13 protein-coding genes are annotated in these 18,990 nt (G+C 69.6%); 6 read left to right on the top strand and 7 right to left on the bottom strand.

Translation table 11 applies throughout. The features are described from left to right. Positions 1 to 72 precede the first annotated feature (72 nt). Positions 73 to 972 (top strand): RecB family exonuclease, encoded by a 900-nt coding sequence (locus tag ACP4E5_RS35190; RefSeq protein WP_425835896.1) that lies wholly within the window; start codon positions 73 to 75, stop codon positions 970 to 972. Between the two features lie 49 nt (positions 973 to 1,021). Beyond that, positions 1,022 to 1,693, top strand: coding sequence for a response regulator (locus ACP4E5_RS35185; RefSeq protein WP_266721484.1), 672 nt, complete (start codon positions 1,022 to 1,024; stop codon positions 1,691 to 1,693). Positions 1,694 to 1,714: 21 nt separating this feature from the next. Here the strand turns inward: ACP4E5_RS35185 and ACP4E5_RS35180 are convergent, their stop codons facing one another. The 4 genes from ACP4E5_RS35180 to metH all read right to left on the bottom strand — a co-directional run bounded on the left by ACP4E5_RS35180 (position 1,715) and on the right by metH (position 9,633). Continuing rightward, positions 1,715 to 3,292 (bottom strand): ABC transporter substrate-binding protein, encoded by a 1,578-nt coding sequence (locus ACP4E5_RS35180; protein ID WP_425835894.1) that lies wholly within the window; start codon positions 3,290 to 3,292, stop codon positions 1,715 to 1,717. A 72-nt stretch (positions 3,293 to 3,364) separates the two neighbouring features. Beyond that, positions 3,365 to 4,972 carry an ABC transporter substrate-binding protein gene (locus ACP4E5_RS35175; RefSeq protein WP_425835892.1) on the bottom strand — a complete coding sequence of 536 codons (1,608 nt, stop codon included), beginning with the start codon at positions 4,970 to 4,972 and terminating at the stop codon, positions 3,365 to 3,367. A gap of 357 nt (positions 4,973 to 5,329) precedes the next feature. Beyond that, positions 5,330 to 6,025: an HAD family hydrolase gene (locus ACP4E5_RS35170; protein ID WP_425835890.1), complete on the bottom strand. Its 696-nt coding sequence runs from the start codon at positions 6,023 to 6,025 to the stop codon at positions 5,330 to 5,332. A 98-nt stretch (positions 6,026 to 6,123) separates the two neighbouring features. Next, a complete protein-coding gene (gene metH / locus ACP4E5_RS35165) occupies positions 6,124 to 9,633 on the bottom strand; it encodes a methionine synthase (protein WP_425835888.1) in 3,510 nt (1,169 codons plus the stop codon). 292 nt (positions 9,634 to 9,925) lie between these two features. Between metH and ACP4E5_RS35160 the strand changes: the two genes are divergently transcribed. The 4 genes from ACP4E5_RS35160 (at position 9,926) to ACP4E5_RS35145 (ending at position 15,066) form a co-directional block, all read left to right on the top strand. After that, positions 9,926 to 10,717: an IclR family transcriptional regulator gene (locus ACP4E5_RS35160; RefSeq protein ID WP_425835886.1), complete on the top strand. Its 792-nt coding sequence runs from the start codon at positions 9,926 to 9,928 to the stop codon at positions 10,715 to 10,717. Positions 10,718 to 11,051: 334 nt separating this feature from the next. Then, a complete protein-coding gene (locus ACP4E5_RS35155; protein ID WP_425835884.1) occupies positions 11,052 to 11,846 on the top strand; it encodes an MIP/aquaporin family protein in 795 nt (264 codons plus the stop codon). A gap of 46 nt (positions 11,847 to 11,892) precedes the next feature. Continuing rightward, a complete protein-coding gene (gene glpK, locus ACP4E5_RS35150) occupies positions 11,893 to 13,440 on the top strand; it encodes a glycerol kinase GlpK (protein WP_425835882.1) in 1,548 nt (515 codons plus the stop codon). 9 nt (positions 13,441 to 13,449) lie between these two features. Beyond that, entirely contained in the window at positions 13,450 to 15,066 is a 1,617-nt protein-coding gene (locus tag ACP4E5_RS35145; protein ID WP_425835880.1) for a glycerol-3-phosphate dehydrogenase/oxidase, read from the top strand. 312 nt (positions 15,067 to 15,378) lie between these two features. On the opposite strand, the gene ACP4E5_RS35140 is transcribed toward ACP4E5_RS35145, so the two are convergent. The 3 genes from ACP4E5_RS35140 to ACP4E5_RS35130 form a co-directional block, all read right to left on the bottom strand. Beyond that, positions 15,379 to 15,915: a MarR family winged helix-turn-helix transcriptional regulator gene (locus ACP4E5_RS35140; protein ID WP_425835878.1), complete on the bottom strand. Its 537-nt coding sequence runs from the start codon at positions 15,913 to 15,915 to the stop codon at positions 15,379 to 15,381. A gap of 102 nt (positions 15,916 to 16,017) precedes the next feature. After that, a complete protein-coding gene (locus ACP4E5_RS35135) occupies positions 16,018 to 16,623 on the bottom strand; it encodes an SRPBCC family protein (RefSeq protein ID WP_425835876.1) in 606 nt (201 codons plus the stop codon). A 21-nt stretch (positions 16,624 to 16,644) separates the two neighbouring features. Further along, complete coding sequence (locus ACP4E5_RS35130) at positions 16,645 to 18,990, bottom strand: xanthine dehydrogenase family protein molybdopterin-binding subunit (RefSeq protein ID WP_425835874.1); 2,346 nt, start codon at positions 18,988 to 18,990, stop codon at positions 16,645 to 16,647.

Here is an 18,990-nt window from a genome sequence, read left to right as displayed (position 1 = left end):
GCCACGCTACGCAAGACGCGGCTTCGCGTGCAGGTACCTGACTGTCAGTGCGGGCCCGTATCGTCGTGAGGCATGGAGACCAGCACCGATCAGGCCCCCGCGCAGGCCGCGGCCGCCCCGCCGAGGTCGCTCTCGCCCTCGCGCGCGAGCGATTTCATGCAGTGCCCGCTGCTGTACCGGTTCCGGGTGATCGACAAGCTGCCGGAGAAGCCGAGCGAGGCGGCGACGCGGGGCACGCTGGTCCATGCCGTCCTGGAGCGGTTGTTCGACGTGCCGGCGGACGAGCGGACGGCGCCGCGGGCCGCGGCGCTGATCCCCGGCCAGTGGGAGCGCCTGCGGGAGTCGAAGCCGGAGCTGGCCGAGCTGTTCGCGGACGCCGGCGAGGGCGAGGAGGCCGCGGGCGAGCGGATGGCGCGCTGGCTCGGCGATGTGGAGCGCCTGGTGGAGCGGTGGTTCACGCTGGAGGATCCGACGCGTCTTGAGCCCGTCGAGCGGGAGCTCTTCGTGCAGGCCGAGCTGGAGTCGGGCCTGACGCTGCGCGGGATCATCGACCGGGTGGACGTGGCGCCGTCGGGCGAGGTGCGCATCGTCGACTACAAGACGGGCAAGGCGCCGCGCCCTCAGTACGCGGAGGGCGCGCTGTTCCAGATGAAGTTCTACGCGCTGGTGGTGTGGCGCCTGAAGGGGGTCGTGCCGCGCCGTCTTCAGCTCGTGTATCTGGGCAGCGGGGACGTGGTGACGTACGACCCGGTGCCCGCGGATCTGGAGCGGGTGGAGCGGAAGTTGCTCGCTCTGTGGGAGGCGATCCAGCAGGCGACGGAGACGGGTGACTGGCGGCCGAGGCCGACGAAGCTGTGCGGCTGGTGCGACCACCAGGCGGTGTGCCCGGAGTTCGGCGGGACTCCCCCGCCGTACCCGCTGCAGATCGTCTCGGCGCCTCGGGACGGGGTGGACGACCTCCCGCAGGCATAGCAGGGCAGAATGGGCCGTCGGGTCTGCCGAAGGATCAAAGGAGAGTTTCGTGGCCATCCGCGTCCTACTGGTCGATGACCAGCCGCTGCTGCGTACGGGCTTCCGCATGATCCTGGAGGCCGAGCAGGACATCGCGGTGGTCGGTGAGGCCGGGGACGGTCTGCAGGCGCTGGACCAGGTGCGGGCCCTTCAGCCCGATGTGGTGCTCATGGACATCCGGATGCCGCGGATGGACGGCGTGGAGGCGACCCGGCAGATCTCGGGTCCCGGCAAGGACGGTCCGGCGAAGGTCCTGGTGCTGACCACGTTCGATCTCGACGAGTACGTCGTGGAGGCGTTGAAGGCGGGGGCGAGCGGCTTCCTGCTGAAGGACGCGCCCGCGGGCGAGCTGGTGCAGGCGATCCGGGTGGTGGCGGCCGGCGAGGCGATGCTGGCGCCGAGCATCACGCGGCGTCTCCTCGACAAGTACGCGGACCATCTCCCGTCGGGGGACGAGCCGGTTCCGGACACGCTGCACACCCTCACGGAGCGGGAGGTGGAGGTGTTGAAGCTGGTCGCGCGCGGCCTGTCCAACGCGGAGATCGCCGCCGACCTGTTCGTGAGCGAGACGACGGTGAAGACGCATGTTGGCCATGTGCTGACGAAGCTGGGCCTGCGCGACCGGGTGCAGGCGGCTGTGTACGCGTATGAGAGCGGGTTGGTCCGCCCCGGCGCGCAGTGACAGCCGCCCTCGTGGCCTCGGTCAGCCCTTGCTGATTTCCCAGAACCGGAAGACGGTCGACGCGTCGAGGCAGTTCTCCAGGCCGTACACGTCGGACTTGGCGACGGCGTACTGCTTGGCCTGCCAGACCGGCAGGATGGGCAGTTCGTCGGCGACGATGTTCTGCAACTGCTCGTAGCGCGGGGCCGTTCCGGAGCGGTCGCTCTGGGCGCCGGTCTCCGGGATGATCTTGTCGCTGATGGTGCTGTTGTTGTAGCGGTTGTCGAGGACGTTGCCCTTGCCGAAGAACGGCTGGGTGAAGTTGTCCGGATCCGGGTAGTCGGGCACCCAGCCCTTGACGTAGACGCCGTACTTGCCGGACTTGATGTCCCGCTCGTACTGGGCGAATTCGACGGACTTCACGTCGGCGTCGAACAGGCCGCTCGCGTTGAGCTGCTTGGCGATGGTCTTCAGCTCGGCGTCGGTGGCGGGGCCGTAGCGCGCCGGCGTGGACCAGAGGGTGACCTTGACCGGCGTGCTGATGCCGTCGGCGCGCAGCGCGGCCGCCGCCCGGCTCTTCGAGGGGTGGGGCCCGTACTTGTCGAAGAACGCGGTGTTGTGGCCGGTGATGCCCGCCGGGATGATCGAGTACAGCGACGTGGCGGTCTGGTCGTAGACGTCGCTGATGAGGGCGTCGCGGTCGATGAGGTAGGCCATCGCCTTGCGGACGCCGATCCGTCCCGCGACCGGGTCGTCCATGTTGAAGACGAGGTGCTGGACCTCGGCGCTGGTGCCCTCGATGACGTCCAAGTTCTTGGTGCCGGACTTCTCGATGTCGGCGACGTCCTTGGCGGCGAGGCCACGGTAGGCGAGGTCGAGCTTCCCGGCGAGCAGCGACTTCTTCAGGCCCGCCTGGTCACCGTGGAAGAACTTCATGGTGACGCCCTGGTTCTTGACCTTGGCGGTGCCCTGGTACTTGCTGTTGACGGAGAAGTCGGCCTGCTTCTTGCCGAAGGAGTCGAGCTTGTAGGGGCCCGAGCCGACGGCCTTGCCGTCCGTGCGCAGTTTGTCCGCGGGGTACGCGGTGTGGTCGACGATCGATCCGGCGCCCGAGGCGATCTTGCTGGGGAAGGTCGCGTCGGCGGACTTGAGCCTGAAGGTGACGGTCCTGGCGTCCGGGGTCTCGACCTTGTCCAGCATCGGGAACATGATCGCGGGGCCGGACTCGTCGTTGATCTTCATCATGCGGTCGAAGGAGAACTTGACGTCCTTCGACGTGAGCGCGTGCCCGTTGCTGAACTTCAGGCCGGGGCGCAGCGTGCACGTGTAGACCTTGGTGGCGCTGTCGCTGAAGTGGCACTCCTTGGCGGCTTCCGGCTGCGGCTCGGTGCCGCCGTTGGGGAAGCTGAGCAGTGACTGGAAGACGTTGTTGAACAGCAGCCACGAGCCGGGGTCGTAGCCGGAGGCCGGATCGGTGGCCTGGATGTCGTCGGACATTCCCATGACCACGGCGGCGCCGTTGTCGGCGGAGTCGCTCTCGTCAGAGCCACAGCCGGTCAGGAGTGCCGCGGCGAGTCCCGCGCCGAGGGGCATGACCAGCCACTGGTTGCGCATTCTCACGTACGTGCCTTGTCGTCGGTCGAGCGGACGGGCTGGGGCCGGCCCTCAGGTGGACCGGCCCCCGGGGTGGGCTCAGCCGCTGACGCCGCGGCCCAGCTCCCACAGCTGAAGGACCGAGGAGGCGGACAGCGCCCATTCCACCCCGGTGATGTCGTCGCGGGCGGCGACGTACTGCTTGCCCTGCCACAGCGGCAGAACGGGCACGTCGTCGGCGACGACGTTCTGGATCTGCTGGATGGGCTTGGACGCGGTGAGCCGGTCGGCCTCGCGGCGCTCGGCCGGGATCAGGTCACCGCGGATGCTGCTGTTGGTGTAGGGGGACGACAGGAAGTTGTCCTTGTCGAGGAACGGCGCGAGGAAGTTGTCGGCGTCCGGGAAGTCGGGGAACCAGCCGAGGCCGTAGACGTCGTACTTCCCCTTCAGCTGGGCGTCGCGGTAGGTGTCCCAGACGTCGCCCTTGATGGCGACGTCGAAGAGGCCACTGCCGTTCAGCTGCTTCTGGAGGAGTTCGAACTCCTTCTTCGTGCCCGATCCGTAGTGGTCGCTCGTGTAGTGCAGGGTGAGCTTGATCGGCGTGTGGATGCCGGCCTGTTGCAGGATCGCGGCGGCCTTGGTCCTGCTGGGGTTCTGGTACTTGTTGAAGAACGAGTTCTGGTGGCCGGTGATGCCGCTGGGCACGAGCGAGTACAGCGGCTCGGCGCCGGTGCCGTACACCTTGGACGCGATCTCGCCGCGGTCGACGAGCTGCGCCATGGCCTGGCGGACGGCCTTGTCCCGGACGGTGCTCGCCTTGGTGTCGAAGCCGAGGTAGCGGATCTCCATGCCGGGCATCTCGACCAGGTTGACGTTCTTGGGCGCGCTGGTCGAGTACTTCTTGATCTGCTCCGGCGACATGGTGCGCGTCATCATGTCGATGTCGCCCTTCTCCAGCGCCTTGCCCATGGCGTCGGCGTCGGTGAAGGAGTCCAGCTCCACCTTGTCGTTCTTCGGCTTCAACTGCCCCTTGTAGTTGGGGTTCTTGGTGAAGACGGTCTTGACCACGGCGTCGTTCTTGACCGTGGCCTTCAGGGTGTACGGGCCGGAGCCGTTCACCTTGAAGCCGGTGCGCAGCTTGTTCTTCGGGTACTCGTCGGGGTCGACGATGCCGGCGGAGGGTGTGGCCAGCTTGTACGGGAACGTGGCGTCCGGGGACTTGAGGTGGAAGATGACCTGGCGGTCGCCCTGGGTCTCGATGGTGTCGATCGAGGAGAGCAGGCCGTAGGAACCGCTGTCGCTCTTGATGTTCCTGACGCGGTCGATGGAGTACTTCACGTCGGCAGCGGTGATCGGCTTGCCGTCGGCGAACTTGAGGTCCTTGCGCAGCGTGCAGGCGTAGCGCTCGCTGCCGCTGTCGGAGAATATGCAGCTCTGGGCGGCCTCGGGCACGGGGTCGCCGCTGCCGCTGCGGGGCATGGCCATGAGCGTCTGCACGGTCTGGCGCAGGACGTTCCAGGATCCGGTGTCGTAGGCGTACGCCGGGTCGAACGGCGCGGGTACCTTTCCGGAGGCGATGAACCGGTCGGTGGTGCCCACCTTGATCGCGTCGCCGCCCGCGTCTCCGCTGTCGGAGCCGCCGCACGCGGCGAGCACGGGGGCCAGCAGACCGATGACGGCCGGCAGCACCAAAGTCTTGCGGTTCATGCTCGAAGTTCTCCAGAGCTGTTGAACCCGCCGGCCCGGCGTGAGGGGTGGGACGCGTGGGCGACGGGAGGGTACGGCGATGTTCTCGCGACGACATTAATGGGCGTGCCGTCGCGCTTCGCGGGCGCGGGAGCGGACCTTCCATCACGCTGTGGAATCAGGCGTGGACGCACCGAAAACACCTCAGGAGGAAGGTTCGTCGCACGGGGTGGCCAATCGGGACACAAGGGCACTCCGCGCCGCCCGGGAGGCGGTCGCGCAGCATGTGCCCGACGGGCTGTCGACCCCGGGGAAAGTGGGAAAGCTCACACGCTCGACGAGCTTGTCGTGCGTACCTATTCAGCCACCCGGAGGGCTTCAGGACGTCATGAGCCCTTGGAGGAAAGGCACGTTGACGTGTTCCAGGGAGCGGACGACGGTGCGCCGGGGCGCGGGCTCGATCGGTGACACGGAAGGCACGGCGACGACCTGGCAGCCGGCCGCCTCGGCCGAGGTGACGCCGGTGGCGGTGTCCTCGATGACGGCGCAGCGGGCGGGGTCGGCGCCGAGGCCCGCTGCGGCGAGGAGGTACGGCTCGGGGTGCGGCTTGGTCCGTGAGACTTCGTCACCGGCGACGGTGAGGCGGAAGTTGTCCGCGCCGAGCGAGTGCAGGACGCGGTCGATGATGCGGCGGTGGGAGGCGGAGACGAGCGCCGCCGGCACGTCGTGCGCGGCGAGTTCGGCGAGGAGTCTCGCGGCCCCCGGCATCAGGGGCAGGGAGCTGCTGATGCGCTTCTCGAAGCCGTCGTTGAGCAGCACGGTCAGCTCGGGCAGCGTGATGTCGGCGCCGGTGGCCTCGATGAGGAAGCCGGCGCTGCGGGTCATGGGCCCGCCTACGACGACATGGCGCCAGGAGTCGTCGAGGGTGTGGCCGAGTTCGGCGAAGACGGCCACTTCGGCGTCCCACCAGAATCCCTCGGTGTCGACGAGTGTTCCGTCCATGTCGAGGAGCACGGCCTGGAGCGTGGAGCCTTCGGCCGTTCGGGTACCGAGTGCGGGGACCGTACTGGTCATCCGTACACCTCCATGAGGGACGAAGAGGCCGGTTGCCCCTTTTCGAGCTCAAGGGCAACCGGCCTGCGCTGGACCGACCAGTGTACGACTGGTCCTGATTAACGCGCGTTGAAGTACTTCGCCTCTGGGTGGTGGATGACGATCGCGTCGGTGGACTGCTCGGGGTGGAGCTGGAACTCCTCGCTGAGCTGGACGCCGATCCGCTCCGGCTCCAGGAGGTCGGCGATCTTCGCGCGGTCCTCCAGGTTCGGGCAGGCGCCGTAGCCGAGGGAGAAGCGGGCGCCCCGGTACTTCAGGGCGAACATGTCCTCCATGTCGGCCGGGTCCTCGCCCGCGAAGCCCAGTTCGGCGCGGGTCCTGGCGTGCCAGTACTCGGCGAGGGCCTCGGCCAACTGCACGGACAGGCCGTGCAGTTCGAGGTAGTCGCGGTAGGAGTCGGACGCGAACAGCTTCGCCGTCTCCTCACCGATCCGCGAGCCGACGGTGACGACCTGGAGGCCGACGACATCGGTCTCGCCGGACTCCTCAGGGCGGAAGAAGTCCGCGAGGCACAGGCGGCGGCCGCGGCGCTGGCGCGGGAAGGTGAACCGGGTCCGCTCGTTGCCCGCGTCGTCGAGGATGATCAGGTCCTCGCCCTTGGACACGCACGGGAAGTAGCCGTGCACGACGGCCGCTTCGAGCATGTTGTCCGTGTGCAGCTTGTCGAGCCAGCCGCGCAGCCGCGGGCGGCCCTCGGACTCCACCAGCTCCTCGTACGAGGGTCCGTCGCCGGTGCGGGCCTGGCGCAGGCCCCACTGGCCCTTGAAGAGGGCGCCCTCGTCCAGCCAGGACGCGTACTCCTTGAGCTGGATGCCCTTGATGACGCGGGTGCCCCAGAACGGCGGCTCGGGGACCCGGTTGTCGACGGCGACGTCGGAGCGCACCGGGCCCTCGTCGACCTCCTCCTCGATCACCACGTCGCGCTTGGGGACCCGGCGCTGCTTGAGCTCCGGCAGTACCGCGCCGGGCACGCCGCGCTTGACGCCGATGAGCGCGTCCATCAGGCGCAGGCCCTCGAACGCGTCGCGGGCGTAGCGGACTTCGCCCTCGTAGATCTCGTGCAGGTCCTGCTCGACGTACGCGCGGGTGAGGGCGGCGCCGCCGAGGATCACCGGGTAGTCGGCGGCCATCTTGCGCTGGTTGAGCTCCTGAAGGTTCTCCTTCATGATCACGGTCGACTTGACGAGGAGGCCCGACATGCCGATGACGTCGGCCTTGTGCTCGGCGGCCGCGTCGAGGATCGCGGAGACGGGCTGCTTGATGCCCAGGTTGACCACGTTGTAGCCGTTGTTGGACAGGATGATGTCGACGAGGTTCTTGCCGATGTCGTGGACGTCGCCGCGGACGGTGGCGAGCACGATGGTGCCCTTGCCCTCCGAGTCGGACTTCTCCATGTGCGGCTCCAGGTAGGCCACCGCGTTCTTCATGACCTCGGCGGACTGGAGCACGAACGGCAGCTGCATCTGGCCGGATCCGAACAGTTCGCCGACGACCTTCATGCCCTCCAGGAGCGTGTCGTTGACGATGTCGAGGGCGGGCCGGGTCTCCAGCGCGTCGTCGAGGTCGCTCTCCAGGCCGTTCTTCTCGCCGTCGATGATGCGGGCCTTGAGGCGCTCCTCCAGCGGGAGGGCCGCCAGTTCCTCGGCCTTGCCGGCCTTGAGGGACTTCGCGGTGGCGCCCTCGAAGAGCGCCATCAGCTTCTGCAGCGGGTCGTAGCCCTCGGAGCGCCGGTCGTAGATCAGGTCGAGGGCGGTGGTCACCTGCTCCTCGTCGAACCGGGCGATCGGCAGGATCTTGGAGGCGTGCACGATCGCCGAGTCCAGGCCCGCCTTCACGCACTCGTCGAGGAAGACCGAGTTGAGGACGATACGGGCGGCCGGGTTGAGGCCGAAGGAGATGTTGGAGAGGCCGAGCGTCGTCTGCACGTCCGGGTGGCGGCGCTTGAGTTCGCGGATCGCCTCGATGGTGGCGATGCCGTCCTTGCGGGACTCCTCCTGACCGGTGCAGATCGTGAACGTCAGGCAGTCGATGAGGATGTCGGACTCGCGGATGCCCCAGTTCCCGGTGAGGTCGTCGATCAGCCGCTCGGCGATCTGGACCTTGTGCTCGGGGGTGCGGGCCTGGCCCTCCTCGTCGATGGTCAGCGCGATCAGCGCGGCGCCGTGCTCCTGCGCCAGCTTGGTGACCTTCGCGAAGCGGGACTCGGGGCCGTCCCCGTCCTCGTAGTTCACGGAGTTGATGACCGCGCGGCCGCCGAGCTTCTCCAACCCGGCCTGGATGACGTCGACTTCGGTCGAGTCCAGGACGAGGGGCAGCGTGGAGGCGGTCGCGAAACGGCCCGCCAGTTCCTTCATGTCGGCGACGCCGTCGCGACCCACGTAGTCGACGCACAGGTCGAGCATGTGCGCGCCCTCGCGGATCTGGTCGCGGGCCATCTCCACGCAGTCGTCCCAGCGGGCCTCCAGCATGGCCTCGCGGAACTTCTTCGAGCCGTTGGCGTTGGTGCGCTCGCCGATCGCCATGTACGCGGTGTCCTGGCGGAACGGGACCGTCTGGTAGAGCGAGGCGGCGCCCGGCTCGGGCTGCGGGGTGCGCTCGGTGGGCTCGGTGCCGCGAACGCGCTCGACGACCTGGCGCAGGTGCTCGGGCGTCGAGCCGCAGCAGCCGCCGATCAGCTGGAGGCCGAAGTCGCGGACGAACGTCTCGTGGGCGTCGGCCATCTCCGGCGGGGTCAGCGGGAAGTGCGCGCCGTCGCTGGTGAGGACGGGCAGGCCGGCGTTGGGCATGCACATCAGCGGCGTCGACGAGTGGCGGGCGAGGTAGCGCAGGTGCTCGCTCATCTCGGCGGGGCCCGTGGAGCAGTTGAGGCCGATGAGGTCGATGCCGAGCGGTTCGAGGGCGGTGAGCGCGGCGCCGATCTCGGAGCCGAGCAGCATCACGCCGGTGGTCTCGAAGGCGAGCGAGCAGACCAGCGGGACGGAGACGCCGAGGGCGTCCATCGCGCGGCGGGCGCCGATGAGGCTGGACTTGGTCTGCAGCAGGTCCTGCGTGGTCTCGACGATCAGCGCGTCGGCGCCGCCCGCGAGCAGGCCCTCGGCGTTCTTCTGGTAGCCGTCACGGATCGTGGCGTAGTCGATGTGCCCGAGCGAGGGCAGCTTGGTGCCGGGGCCGATGGAGCCGAGCACCCAGCGCTGGCGGCCGTCCTTGGCCGCGAACTCGTCGGCGACCTCGCGGGCGAGGCGGGCACCGGACTCGGACAGCTCGTGGATGCGGTGGGCGATGTCGTACTCGCTCGCCGCCGTGTGGTTCGCGCCGAACGTGTTCGTCTCGACGCAGTCCACGCCCACGGCGTAGTACTCCTCGTGCACGGAGCGCACGATGTCGGGCCGGGTCAGGTTGAGGATCTCGTTGCAGCCCTCGAGGTTCTCGAAGTCCTCGAGGGTCGGGTCCTGCGCCTGCAGCATGGTGCCCATCGCTCCGTCGGCCACCACGACGCGGGTGGCGAGGGCTTCTCGGAGGGCGTCCACACGGGCGCGGGGATCGGATGCGGGCGTTGGCAACGAGGCCATGAAAGTTCTCCCAGAGGTGCGACGGCTGTCGGCTTTGCGGCTCCACTCCCTGAAGGCGCACCCGGTCAGGGTAACGGGGACGATGGTCCCGTCGTGGTGACGTCCACAAGCCGGAACGGCGTGCGCGTGTCGTGGCCGGAAGCAACCGGTGGAAATATTGGCGCACGCCGCGCTCGCCCGAGGTCGGCAACGACCGATACTGTTCAGCATTGCCGAACGTTGCATGGCGATCACTCTGCCGACTGTCAGTGCGAAGCAGCAGCGAGAAGAACCGAGGGAGGAAGGGACTGCGATGGCACGCAACATCCAGTCGCTCGAACGGGCCGCGGCCATGCTCCGGTTGCTCGCGGGCGGCGAGCGGCGGCTCGGCCTCTCGGACATCGCCGCCGCGCTCGGCCTCGCGAAGGGCACGGCCCACGGCATCCTGCGCACCCTTCAGGCCGAGGGCTTCGTGGAGCAGGACTCCGCCTCGGGGCGCTACCAGTTGGGCGCCGAGCTGCTGCGCCTCGGCAACAGCTATCTGGACGTGCACGAGCTGCGGGCGCGCGCCCTGGTGTGGACGGACGACCTCGCCCGCTCCAGCGGCGAGGCGGTCTACCTCGGCGTACTGCACCAGCAGGGCGTGCTGATCGTGCACCACGTCTTCCGGCCCGACGACAGCCGGCAGGTCCTGGAGGTCGGCGCGATGCACCCGCTGCACTCCACGGCCCTCGGCAAGGTGCTCTCCGCGTACGACCCGGTGGCGCACAGCGAGGCCCTGGAGGCCGAGCGCAAGGACTTCACGGCGCACACGGTGTGCGACCCGTCCACCCTGGAGGCGATGTTCGACCTCACCCGGGCGCGCGGGTACGCCGCCGACGTCGAGGAGACCTGGGAGGGCGTGGCCTCGGTCGCGGCCCCGATCCACGACCGGCACCGGATGCCGGTGGGCGCGGTGGGCATCACCGGCGCGGTCGAGCGTGTCTGCAAGGACCCCGAGCAGGGCGGCGGCGCGAGTTCGGGCGGGCTGCGTCCCGAGCTGATCGCGGCCGTGCGTGACTGCGCCCGCGCCGTCTCCCGCGATTTGGGCGCCAGCCGCTTCTGAGCCGCCACCGGCGGGCTCAAGGTGCAGGCCGCACCGATCCGAGTGACCATCGTTGAACGCCCTCCGGCCCGTCGCCCCACAACGGCGGGCCGATAACCGCAGGCGATCAATAACGATCGCGCATTCGATAAAAGATCCCTTGACGAGCCGGGAACCACAGAGCGAGACTCGCGTCCATCGGTCGGCATTGTCGAACACCTACCGGCAATACGCGTTAGAGTGTCAACAGGCCAGACCGGACCCGACCCTCGCCTGAGGGCTCGGACCACCGGAAAGGGACCCGGGAGGTTCGTTACTCGGGTTTTCCCCTGGACGAAGGACAAAGGAGTCGCGGGTGTCCAGCCACGACATCTTCCTCGGCGAGACCATCGGTACCGCCGTTCTCGTTTTGCTCGGCGGAGGCGTGTGCGCCGCCGTCACTTTCAAGCGCTCCAAGGCGTTCAACGCCGGCTGGGTCGCCATCGCGTTCGGCTGGGGCTTCGCGGTCCTGACCGGTGCCTACATCTCCAGTGGTGTCTCCGGCGCCCACCTGAACCCCGCGGTCACCATCGGTCTGGCCATCGAGGGCGGCACCAAGTGGAGCGACGTACCGCTCTACCTGGGCTCCCAGCTCCTCGGCGCCATGATCGGTGCCGTCCTGGTCTGGCTCGCGTACTACGGGCAGTTCCATGCCCACCTCACCGACCGCGAGGTCCTCGCCGCGCACAACGGCACCGACGATGACGAGGGTCTCGTCGACCCGAAGGCCGCGCCCGAGGCGGGCCCCGTGCTCGGCGTCTTCTCCACAGGACCGGAGATCCGCAACCTCGCGCAGAACCTCCTCACCGAGATCATCGCCACGGTCGTGCTCGTCCTGGCGATCCTCACGCAGGGCCTCAACGACAACGGCAACGGCCTCGGCGTCATCGGCGCCCTGATCACCTCGCTCGTCGTCGTCAGCATCGGTCTCTCCCTCGGTGGCCCCACGGGCTACGCCATCAACCCGGTCCGTGACCTCGGCCCGCGCATCATCCACGCGCTCCTCCCGCTGCCCAACAAGGGTGGTTCGGACTGGTCGTACGCCTGGGTGCCGGTCGTCGGCCCGCTCATCGGCGGCGCCCTCGCCGGCTTGATCTACAAGCTGTTCTGAGCGACGCCCACCGAGACCACCGACCACGCACCACGAGGAGCACACCGTGACCGACGCACACACCACAGGCCCCTTCATCGCGGCGATCGACCAGGGCACCACGTCCAGCCGCTGCATCGTGTTCGACAAGGACGGCCGGATCGTCTCCGTCGACCAGAAGGAGCACGAGCAGATCTTCCCGAAGCCGGGCTGGGTCGAGCACGACGCGAACGAGATCTGGACGAACGTCCAGGAGGTCGTCGCCGGGGCCGTCACCAAGGCCGGCATCACCCGCGACGACATCAAGGCCATCGGCATCACCAACCAGCGTGAGACGACGCTGCTCTGGGACAAGAACACCGGCGAGCCCGTCCACAACGCCATCGTCTGGCAGGACACCCGCACCGACGCGCTCTGCAAGGAGCTCGGCCGCAACGTCGGCCAGGACCGCTTCCGCCGCGAGACCGGCCTGCCGCTCGCGTCGTACTTCGCCGGTCCGAAGGCCCGCTGGCTGCTCGACAACGTCGAGGGGCTGCGCGAGCGCGCGGAGCGCGGCGACATCCTCTTCGGCACGATGGACACCTGGGTCATCTGGAACCTGACGGGCGGTGTCAACGGCGGCAAGCACTACACCGACGTCACCAACGCCTCCCGCACGATGCTGATGAACCTGCACGAGATGCAGTGGGACGAGCGGATCTGCTCCTCCATCGGCGTCCCGATGTCGATGCTCCCGGAGATCCACTCCTCCGCCGAGGTCTACGGCGAGGTCACCGGCGGCAAGCTGGGCGACCTGCTCGGCGGCATCCCGGTCGCCTCGGCGCTCGGTGACCAGCAGGCGGCCCTGTTCGGCCAGACCTGTTTCGCCGAGGGCGAGGCCAAGTCCACGTACGGCACCGGCACCTTCATGCTGATGAACACCGCCGACAAGGCCATCAACTCGTACTCCGGGCTGCTGACCACGGTCGGCTACCAGATCGGCGACCAGAAGCCGGTCTACGCGCTCGAGGGCTCGATCGCCGTCACGGGCTCCCTGGTGCAGTGGATGCGCGACCAGATGGGTCTGATCAAGTCGGCCGCCGAGATCGAGACGCTCGCGTCCTCGGTCGAGGACAACGGCGGCGCGTACTTCGTGCCCGCCTTCTCCGGCCTGTTCGCCCCGTACTGGCGCTCCGACGCGCGCGGTGTCATCGCGGGCCTGACCCGCTACGTCACCAAGGCGCACCTCGCGCGCGCCGTCCTCGAGGCCACCGCCTGGCAGACCCGCGAGATCACCGACGCCATGACGAAGGACTCCGGCGTCGAGCTGACCGCGCTCAAGGTCGACGGCGGCATGACCTCCAACAACCTGCTGATGCAGACCCTCTCGGACTTCCTGGACGCCCCTGTGGTGCGCCCGATGGTCGCCGAGACGACCTGCCTCGGCGCCGCTTACGCCGCCGGTCTCGCCGTCGGCTTCTGGTCCAACACCGACGAGCTCCGCGCCAACTGGCGCCGGGCCGCCGAGTGGACCCCCCGCATGGACGCGGCCACCCGCGACCGTGAGTACAAGAGCTGGCTCAAGGCCGTGGAGCGGTCCATGGGCTGGCTCGAAGACAGCTCTGTCGAGGAGTAACACCCCACCATGAGTACCCAGTCCACCCTGCAGACCGTGCCTGCCCTCGGAACGCACCCGGTCGCCGGTTCCAACCCGAGCCGCGCCGAGACCCGCGAGCAGCTTTCCAAGGCGACGTACGACCTCCTGGTCATCGGCGGCGGCATCCTGGGCATCTCCACTGCCTGGCACGCGGCGCAGTCCGGTCTCAGGGTGGCCCTGGTCGACGCCGGCGACTTCGCCGGCGCCACGTCCTCCGCGTCCTCCAAGCTGCTCCACGGCGGCCTGCGCTACCTGCAGACCGGCGCGGTGAAGCTGGTCGCGGAGAACCACTTCGAGCGGCGTGCGGTGTCCCGCAACGTGGCCCCGCACCTCGCCAACCCGCTGACCTTCTACCTGCCCGTCTACAAGGGCGGCCCGCACGGCGCGGCCAAGCTGGGCGCGGGCGTCTTCGCGTACTCGGCGCTGTCCGCGTTCGGTGACGGGGTCGGGCACCTGCTCTCCCCCGCCAAGGCGCAGCAGGACGTTCCCGAGCTGCGTACGGACAACCTGAAGGCCGTGGCCGTGTACGGCGACGACCAGATGAACGACGCGCGGATGGCGCTCATGACGGTCCGCGCGGCCGTCGACGCGGGCGCCGTCGTCCTCAACCACTCCGAGGTCACCGGTTTGCGCTTCACGAACGGCCGGGTCACCGGCGCCGAGCTCAAGGACCGCACGAGCGGGGACGAGTTCGGGGTCAACGCCCGCCTGGTGCTGAACGCGACCGGGCCCTGGGTCGACCACCTGCGCAAGATGGAGGACCCGAACTCGGCGCCTTCGATTCGGTTGTCGAAGGGTGCCCACCTGGTCCTCAAGCGGACCTCGCAGTGGAAGGCCGCGCTCGCGACGCCCATCGACAAGTACCGCATCACCTTCGCCCTCCCCTGGGAGGACATGCTGCTGCTCGGCACGACCGACGAGGAGTACGAGGGTGACCCGGCGGACGTGTCGGTCACCGAGAAGGACGTCGACCAGATCCTCGACGAGGCCGCGTTCTCGGTCCGCGACCAGCAGTTGAAGCGGGACCTGATCACGTACTCGTTCGCGGGTCTGCGGGTGCTGCCGGGCGGTCCCGGTGACACGTCGAAGGCGAAGCGCGAGACGGTCGTCTCCGAGGGCAAGGGCGGCATGCTGTCCGTCGCGGGCGGCAAGTGGACGACGTTCCGGCACATCGGCCGCACGGTCATGCAGAAGCTGGAGTCGCTGCCGGGTCACCCGCTCGGTGACGACTTCGAGCGGATCAGCGACCTGCCGAAGAAGCTGCCGCTGCCGGGTGTCGCCAACCCGCGCGCCGTCGCGCACCGCCTCCTCGTGGACAGCCCGGCGCCCGGTCCGCGCATGGGCGCCGACACCGCCAAGCACCTGGCGACGCACTACGGTTCGCTGTCCTTCGACATCGCCCGGCTCGCCAACGAGAACCCGGAGCTCGCCGAGCGCGTCCACCCGGACGCGCCGGAGATCTGGGCGCAGGTCGTGTACGCCCGCGACAACGAGTGGGCCGAGACGCAGGACGACGTGCTGCGGCGCCGGACGACGCTGACGATCCGTGGCCTGGCCACGGACGACGTGCGGGCGAAGGTGCAGGACCTGCTCGACAAGAAGTAGGCCCTGACGCGGGCGACTTGAGGGGCGGCTCCCACGGGGGGAGCCGCCCCTTTCGCATGCTCCCGTTCACATGCCGGCCACGCGCTCGCCGCGCGCGGGACGGCCCCTTCGGTGTGGGTGTACCAGGGCGCGCGGTCGGTTCTGTCCTTCCTGCGGGCCGTGCCAGACGTCGTCTTCGCCCTGATCTTCGTCACGGCCGTCGGGCTGGAGCCGCTCGTGCTGGTCCTGATCGTCGTGGTGGACCGCCTGTCCGCCGCGGTGCGCAGCCGCCTGGAGTGAACCCGACCCCTTCCTCCGACGCGCCCGGCCCGCTCAGTCGTCCGTGTCGCCCAGGTCGTCCGAGTCGACGATGGAGCGCTCCAACTTGCCGAGCAGACGGGCGAGTTGGCGGCGCTCCGACGGGGAGACCCCTGCCAGCATGCGGCGTTCGTTGTCGAGGTGCTCGGTGAAGACCGCGTCGACCTTGGCGAGGCCCTCGTCGGTGAGGCGGGAGTAGACGACGCGGCGGTCGTCCGCGTCGCGCTCGCGCACGATCAGGCCGTCCTTCTCCAGGCGGTCCATGCGCAGCGTGACGCCGGCCGAGGAGACGAGGCCCGAATCGGCGAGCCGCCCCGCGGTCAGCCGGTACGGCGCTCCCGCCCGGCGCAGCGCGGTCAGCACGTCGAATCCGGCGACGGACAGACCGTGCCGCTCGATCGAGGCGTTCAGCCGCGTGTTGTAGCGCAGGAAGGAGCGGTGCAGTCGCGCCAGCACTTCCAGCGGGCTCGTGTCCAGCTCGGGCCGCTCGCGCGCCCAGTCCGCCACGATCTGTGTCACGGCGTCCTGCCGCGTCGTCTTCCGCTCGGTCATCCCCGTCCCCTACGTCCCCTCGTGCAGCTCCCGGGCGGGGCGGGAGGTCGTACGCCCCTGAAAATTCTACCCCTGAAGCGATCACGGCGGGGACCGGGGAGGTCAGTGCCCGCGGCGGCGCAGGACGCGGACCAGGACCACGGCGACGAGCAGGGCCGCGGCCGGCGCCGCGGCCTTCTTCAGGAGGACCGGCAGCGCGGCGGCGCCGAGGTCGACGGCCTCCGGCTCGACGGGCACCCCCGCGGCCGGGCCGTCCGGCGCCGGCTGCGGCGCGCTCAGCAACTGCTCGAGGCGTTCGGCGAACTGGCCCACGATGCGGTCGCCCACCTCGGTCATGATGCCGCGCCCGAACTGGGCGGGGCGACCCGTGATGTCGAGGTCGGTGCGGACGCGGACGCGGGTGCCGGCGGGGTCGGGGACGAGTTCGGCGGTGACGGTCGCGGCGGCGGTCCCGGCGCCGCGGGTCTCGCTGCCGCTCAGGTCGAGGTGCATGCTGCGGGCGGCATCGTCGCGGGTCACCGTGCCCTCGCCGCGGTAACTCATCTGCACCGCGCCGACCTTGACCTTCACGCGTCCTGTGAAGGTGTCGCCGTCGAGGGTGTCGAGGACCGCGCCCGGCATGCACGGGGCGACGCGGCCGAGGTCGTGGCAGAGCTTCCAGGCGTCGTCGGGCGCGGCCGGGACGGTGAAGGTGTGGTCGAGCTGCATGGTCGGTTCTTTCGGTCGGGGTCAGTGGGTGGCGGCGGGGGCGTCGCGCAGCAGGTCGCGGATGCGGCTGGGCGAGAGCGGGCCGCGGCGGACGACGACGCCGAAGGGGCGCAGCGCGTCCTCGACGGCGTTCGCGAGGACGGCCTGCGGGGCGATGGCGCCGCCCTCGCCGAGGCCCTTCACGCCGAGGTCGTTCATGGGGCTCGGCGAGTGGATCTCGTCCATGTCGAGGTCGGGGATCTCGGAGGAGGTGGGCACGAGGTAGTCCATGTACGTGCCGGTGCGGGGCTGGCCGTCGGGGCCGTAGATCATCTCCTCGTAGAGGGCGCCGCCGATGCCCTGGGCGATGCCTCCGGTGACCTGACCCTCGGCGATCAGCGGGTTGACGATGACGCCGGCGTCGTGGACGACGACGTACTGGAGGACCTCCAACTCGCCGGTGTGCTCGTCGACTTCGACGACCGCGGCGTGTGCCCCGCTGGCGACGGCGAAGCCGGGCGGTCGGAAGTGGACGGTCTCGCTGAGCTCGGTGCCGTACCGGCCGTCGGTGGGTTCGGGGGTGCCGGGGAGCGGGGCGCGGCCCACGAGTTCGGCGAGGGTGAGGGTCGGCCCTTCGGGCGTCTTCGTAGTGAACACGCCGTCTTCGAGGGTGAGTTCGGCGGCCGGGACGGAGAGCCGGCGGGCGGCGGCGTCGATGGCCTTCTCGCGTACGAGTTTCCCGGCGCGGTGGGTGGCGTTGCCCGCGTTGACGAGGGCGCGGCTGGCGATGGTGCCGACGCCGAACGGGGTCCTGTCGGTGTCGCCGCCGACCACGTCGATGACGTCGAGCGGGACGCCGAGCGCGTCGGCGGCGATCTGCGCCATGGAGGTGCGGTGGCCCTGACCCTGCGAGGGCGCGCCGATGGCGAGTTTGACACGGCCGCTGGGGGCGATGTCGATGCGCGCGGTCTCGAACGGGCCGAGCCCGGTGGCCTCGATGTACATGGCGTAGCCGACGCCGATGTGCTTGCCTTCGGCCGGTTCGCGACGAGCGGTGTCCACCTTGGCGCGGGCCCGGCGCAGGAGTTCGGGGAAGTCACCGGAGTCGTACGACTGGGGGTTGCCGGAGCGGTCGACGAGGCCGGTCGCGTACGGCATGTCGTCGGGGCCGATGAGGTTGCGCGCCCTCAACTCGGCCGGGTCGAGGCCCAGTTGTGCGGCGAGCCGGTCCATGGCGCGCTCCATCGCGAACACCGTCTCGGGCCGACCGGCTCCCCGGTAGGGCGTGGCGAAGGCGGTGTTGGTGAGGACGCCGACGACGTCGATGTCGACGTTCGGGATCCGGTAGGGGCCGAGGAGGTGGCAGAGCGAGTTGTACGGGACGACGAGGCCGGTCATGTTGTACGCGCCGAAGTTGACGGTGATCCGGTCGCGTACGGCGAGGAGTTTTCCGTCGGCGTCGGCGGCGAGTTCGATGCGGTGGATCTGTTCGCGGGCGTGCGAGGCGGCCGTGAGGTTCTCGTTTCGGTCCTCGCACCAGACGACGGGGCAGCCCAACTTGTGTGCCGCGTACGGGATCAGCATTTCCTCTACGTAGAGGATGCCCTTCTGGCCGAAGCCGCCGCCGACGTCGGTGGCGATGACGCGGACGGATTCGGCGTCGAGGCCGAGGGTGTGGGCGATGGACTCGCGGACGCGGTGCGGGGTCTGGGTGTTGGACCAGACGGTGAGGTCGCCGCTGTAGGGGTCGACGCGGGCGGCGACGGCGCGGGTCTCGATGGGCGAGGCGACATAGCGGTGTGCCCGGAACTCCTCGCTGATGACCGTGTGCGCACCGGCGAACGCGCCGTCGGGGTCGCCCACTTGGGCGGTGACGGCGACCGCCGTGTTGTCCGGCAGGTCGTCGTGCAGCAGCGGGGCGTCGTCCGCGAGGGCGCGGTCCGGGTCGACGAGGACGGGCAGCGGCGCGTAGCGGACGTCGACGAGTTCGAGGGCGTCCTCAGCGAGGTAGCGGCTGTCGGCGAGGACGACGGCGACGGGCTGGCCGACGTAGTGGACCTTGTCGGTGGCGAGCAGCGACATCGGGGTCGTGGCGACGCGCGGGGCGAGGAGTTCGGCGAGGCGCGGCGGGGTGCGCAGTTCCTCCTTGTTCAGGAGCGGCGCGAGGTGGGCGACGTCGGCGCCCGTCCAGACGGCGAGGACGCCGGGGGCTTCGAGCGCGGCACTCACGTCGACCGATTCGATGCGGGCGTGGGCGTGCGGGCTGCGCAGGACGGCGGCCTCGGCGGCGCCGGGCAGCTCGATGTCGTCGACGTAGCGGCCGTTGCCGCGCAGCAGGCGGTCGTCCTCGACGCGGGGGACGGGGCGGCCGATCCAGGGGGCGGTCAT

The organism is Streptomyces fractus (genome assembly GCF_049844455.1).
Lineage (GTDB): Bacteria > Actinomycetota > Actinomycetes > Streptomycetales > Streptomycetaceae > Streptomyces > Streptomyces fractus.
The sequence above is the reverse complement of the archived record's forward strand: the minus strand, read 5'-3'. Positions and strand labels throughout refer to the sequence as shown.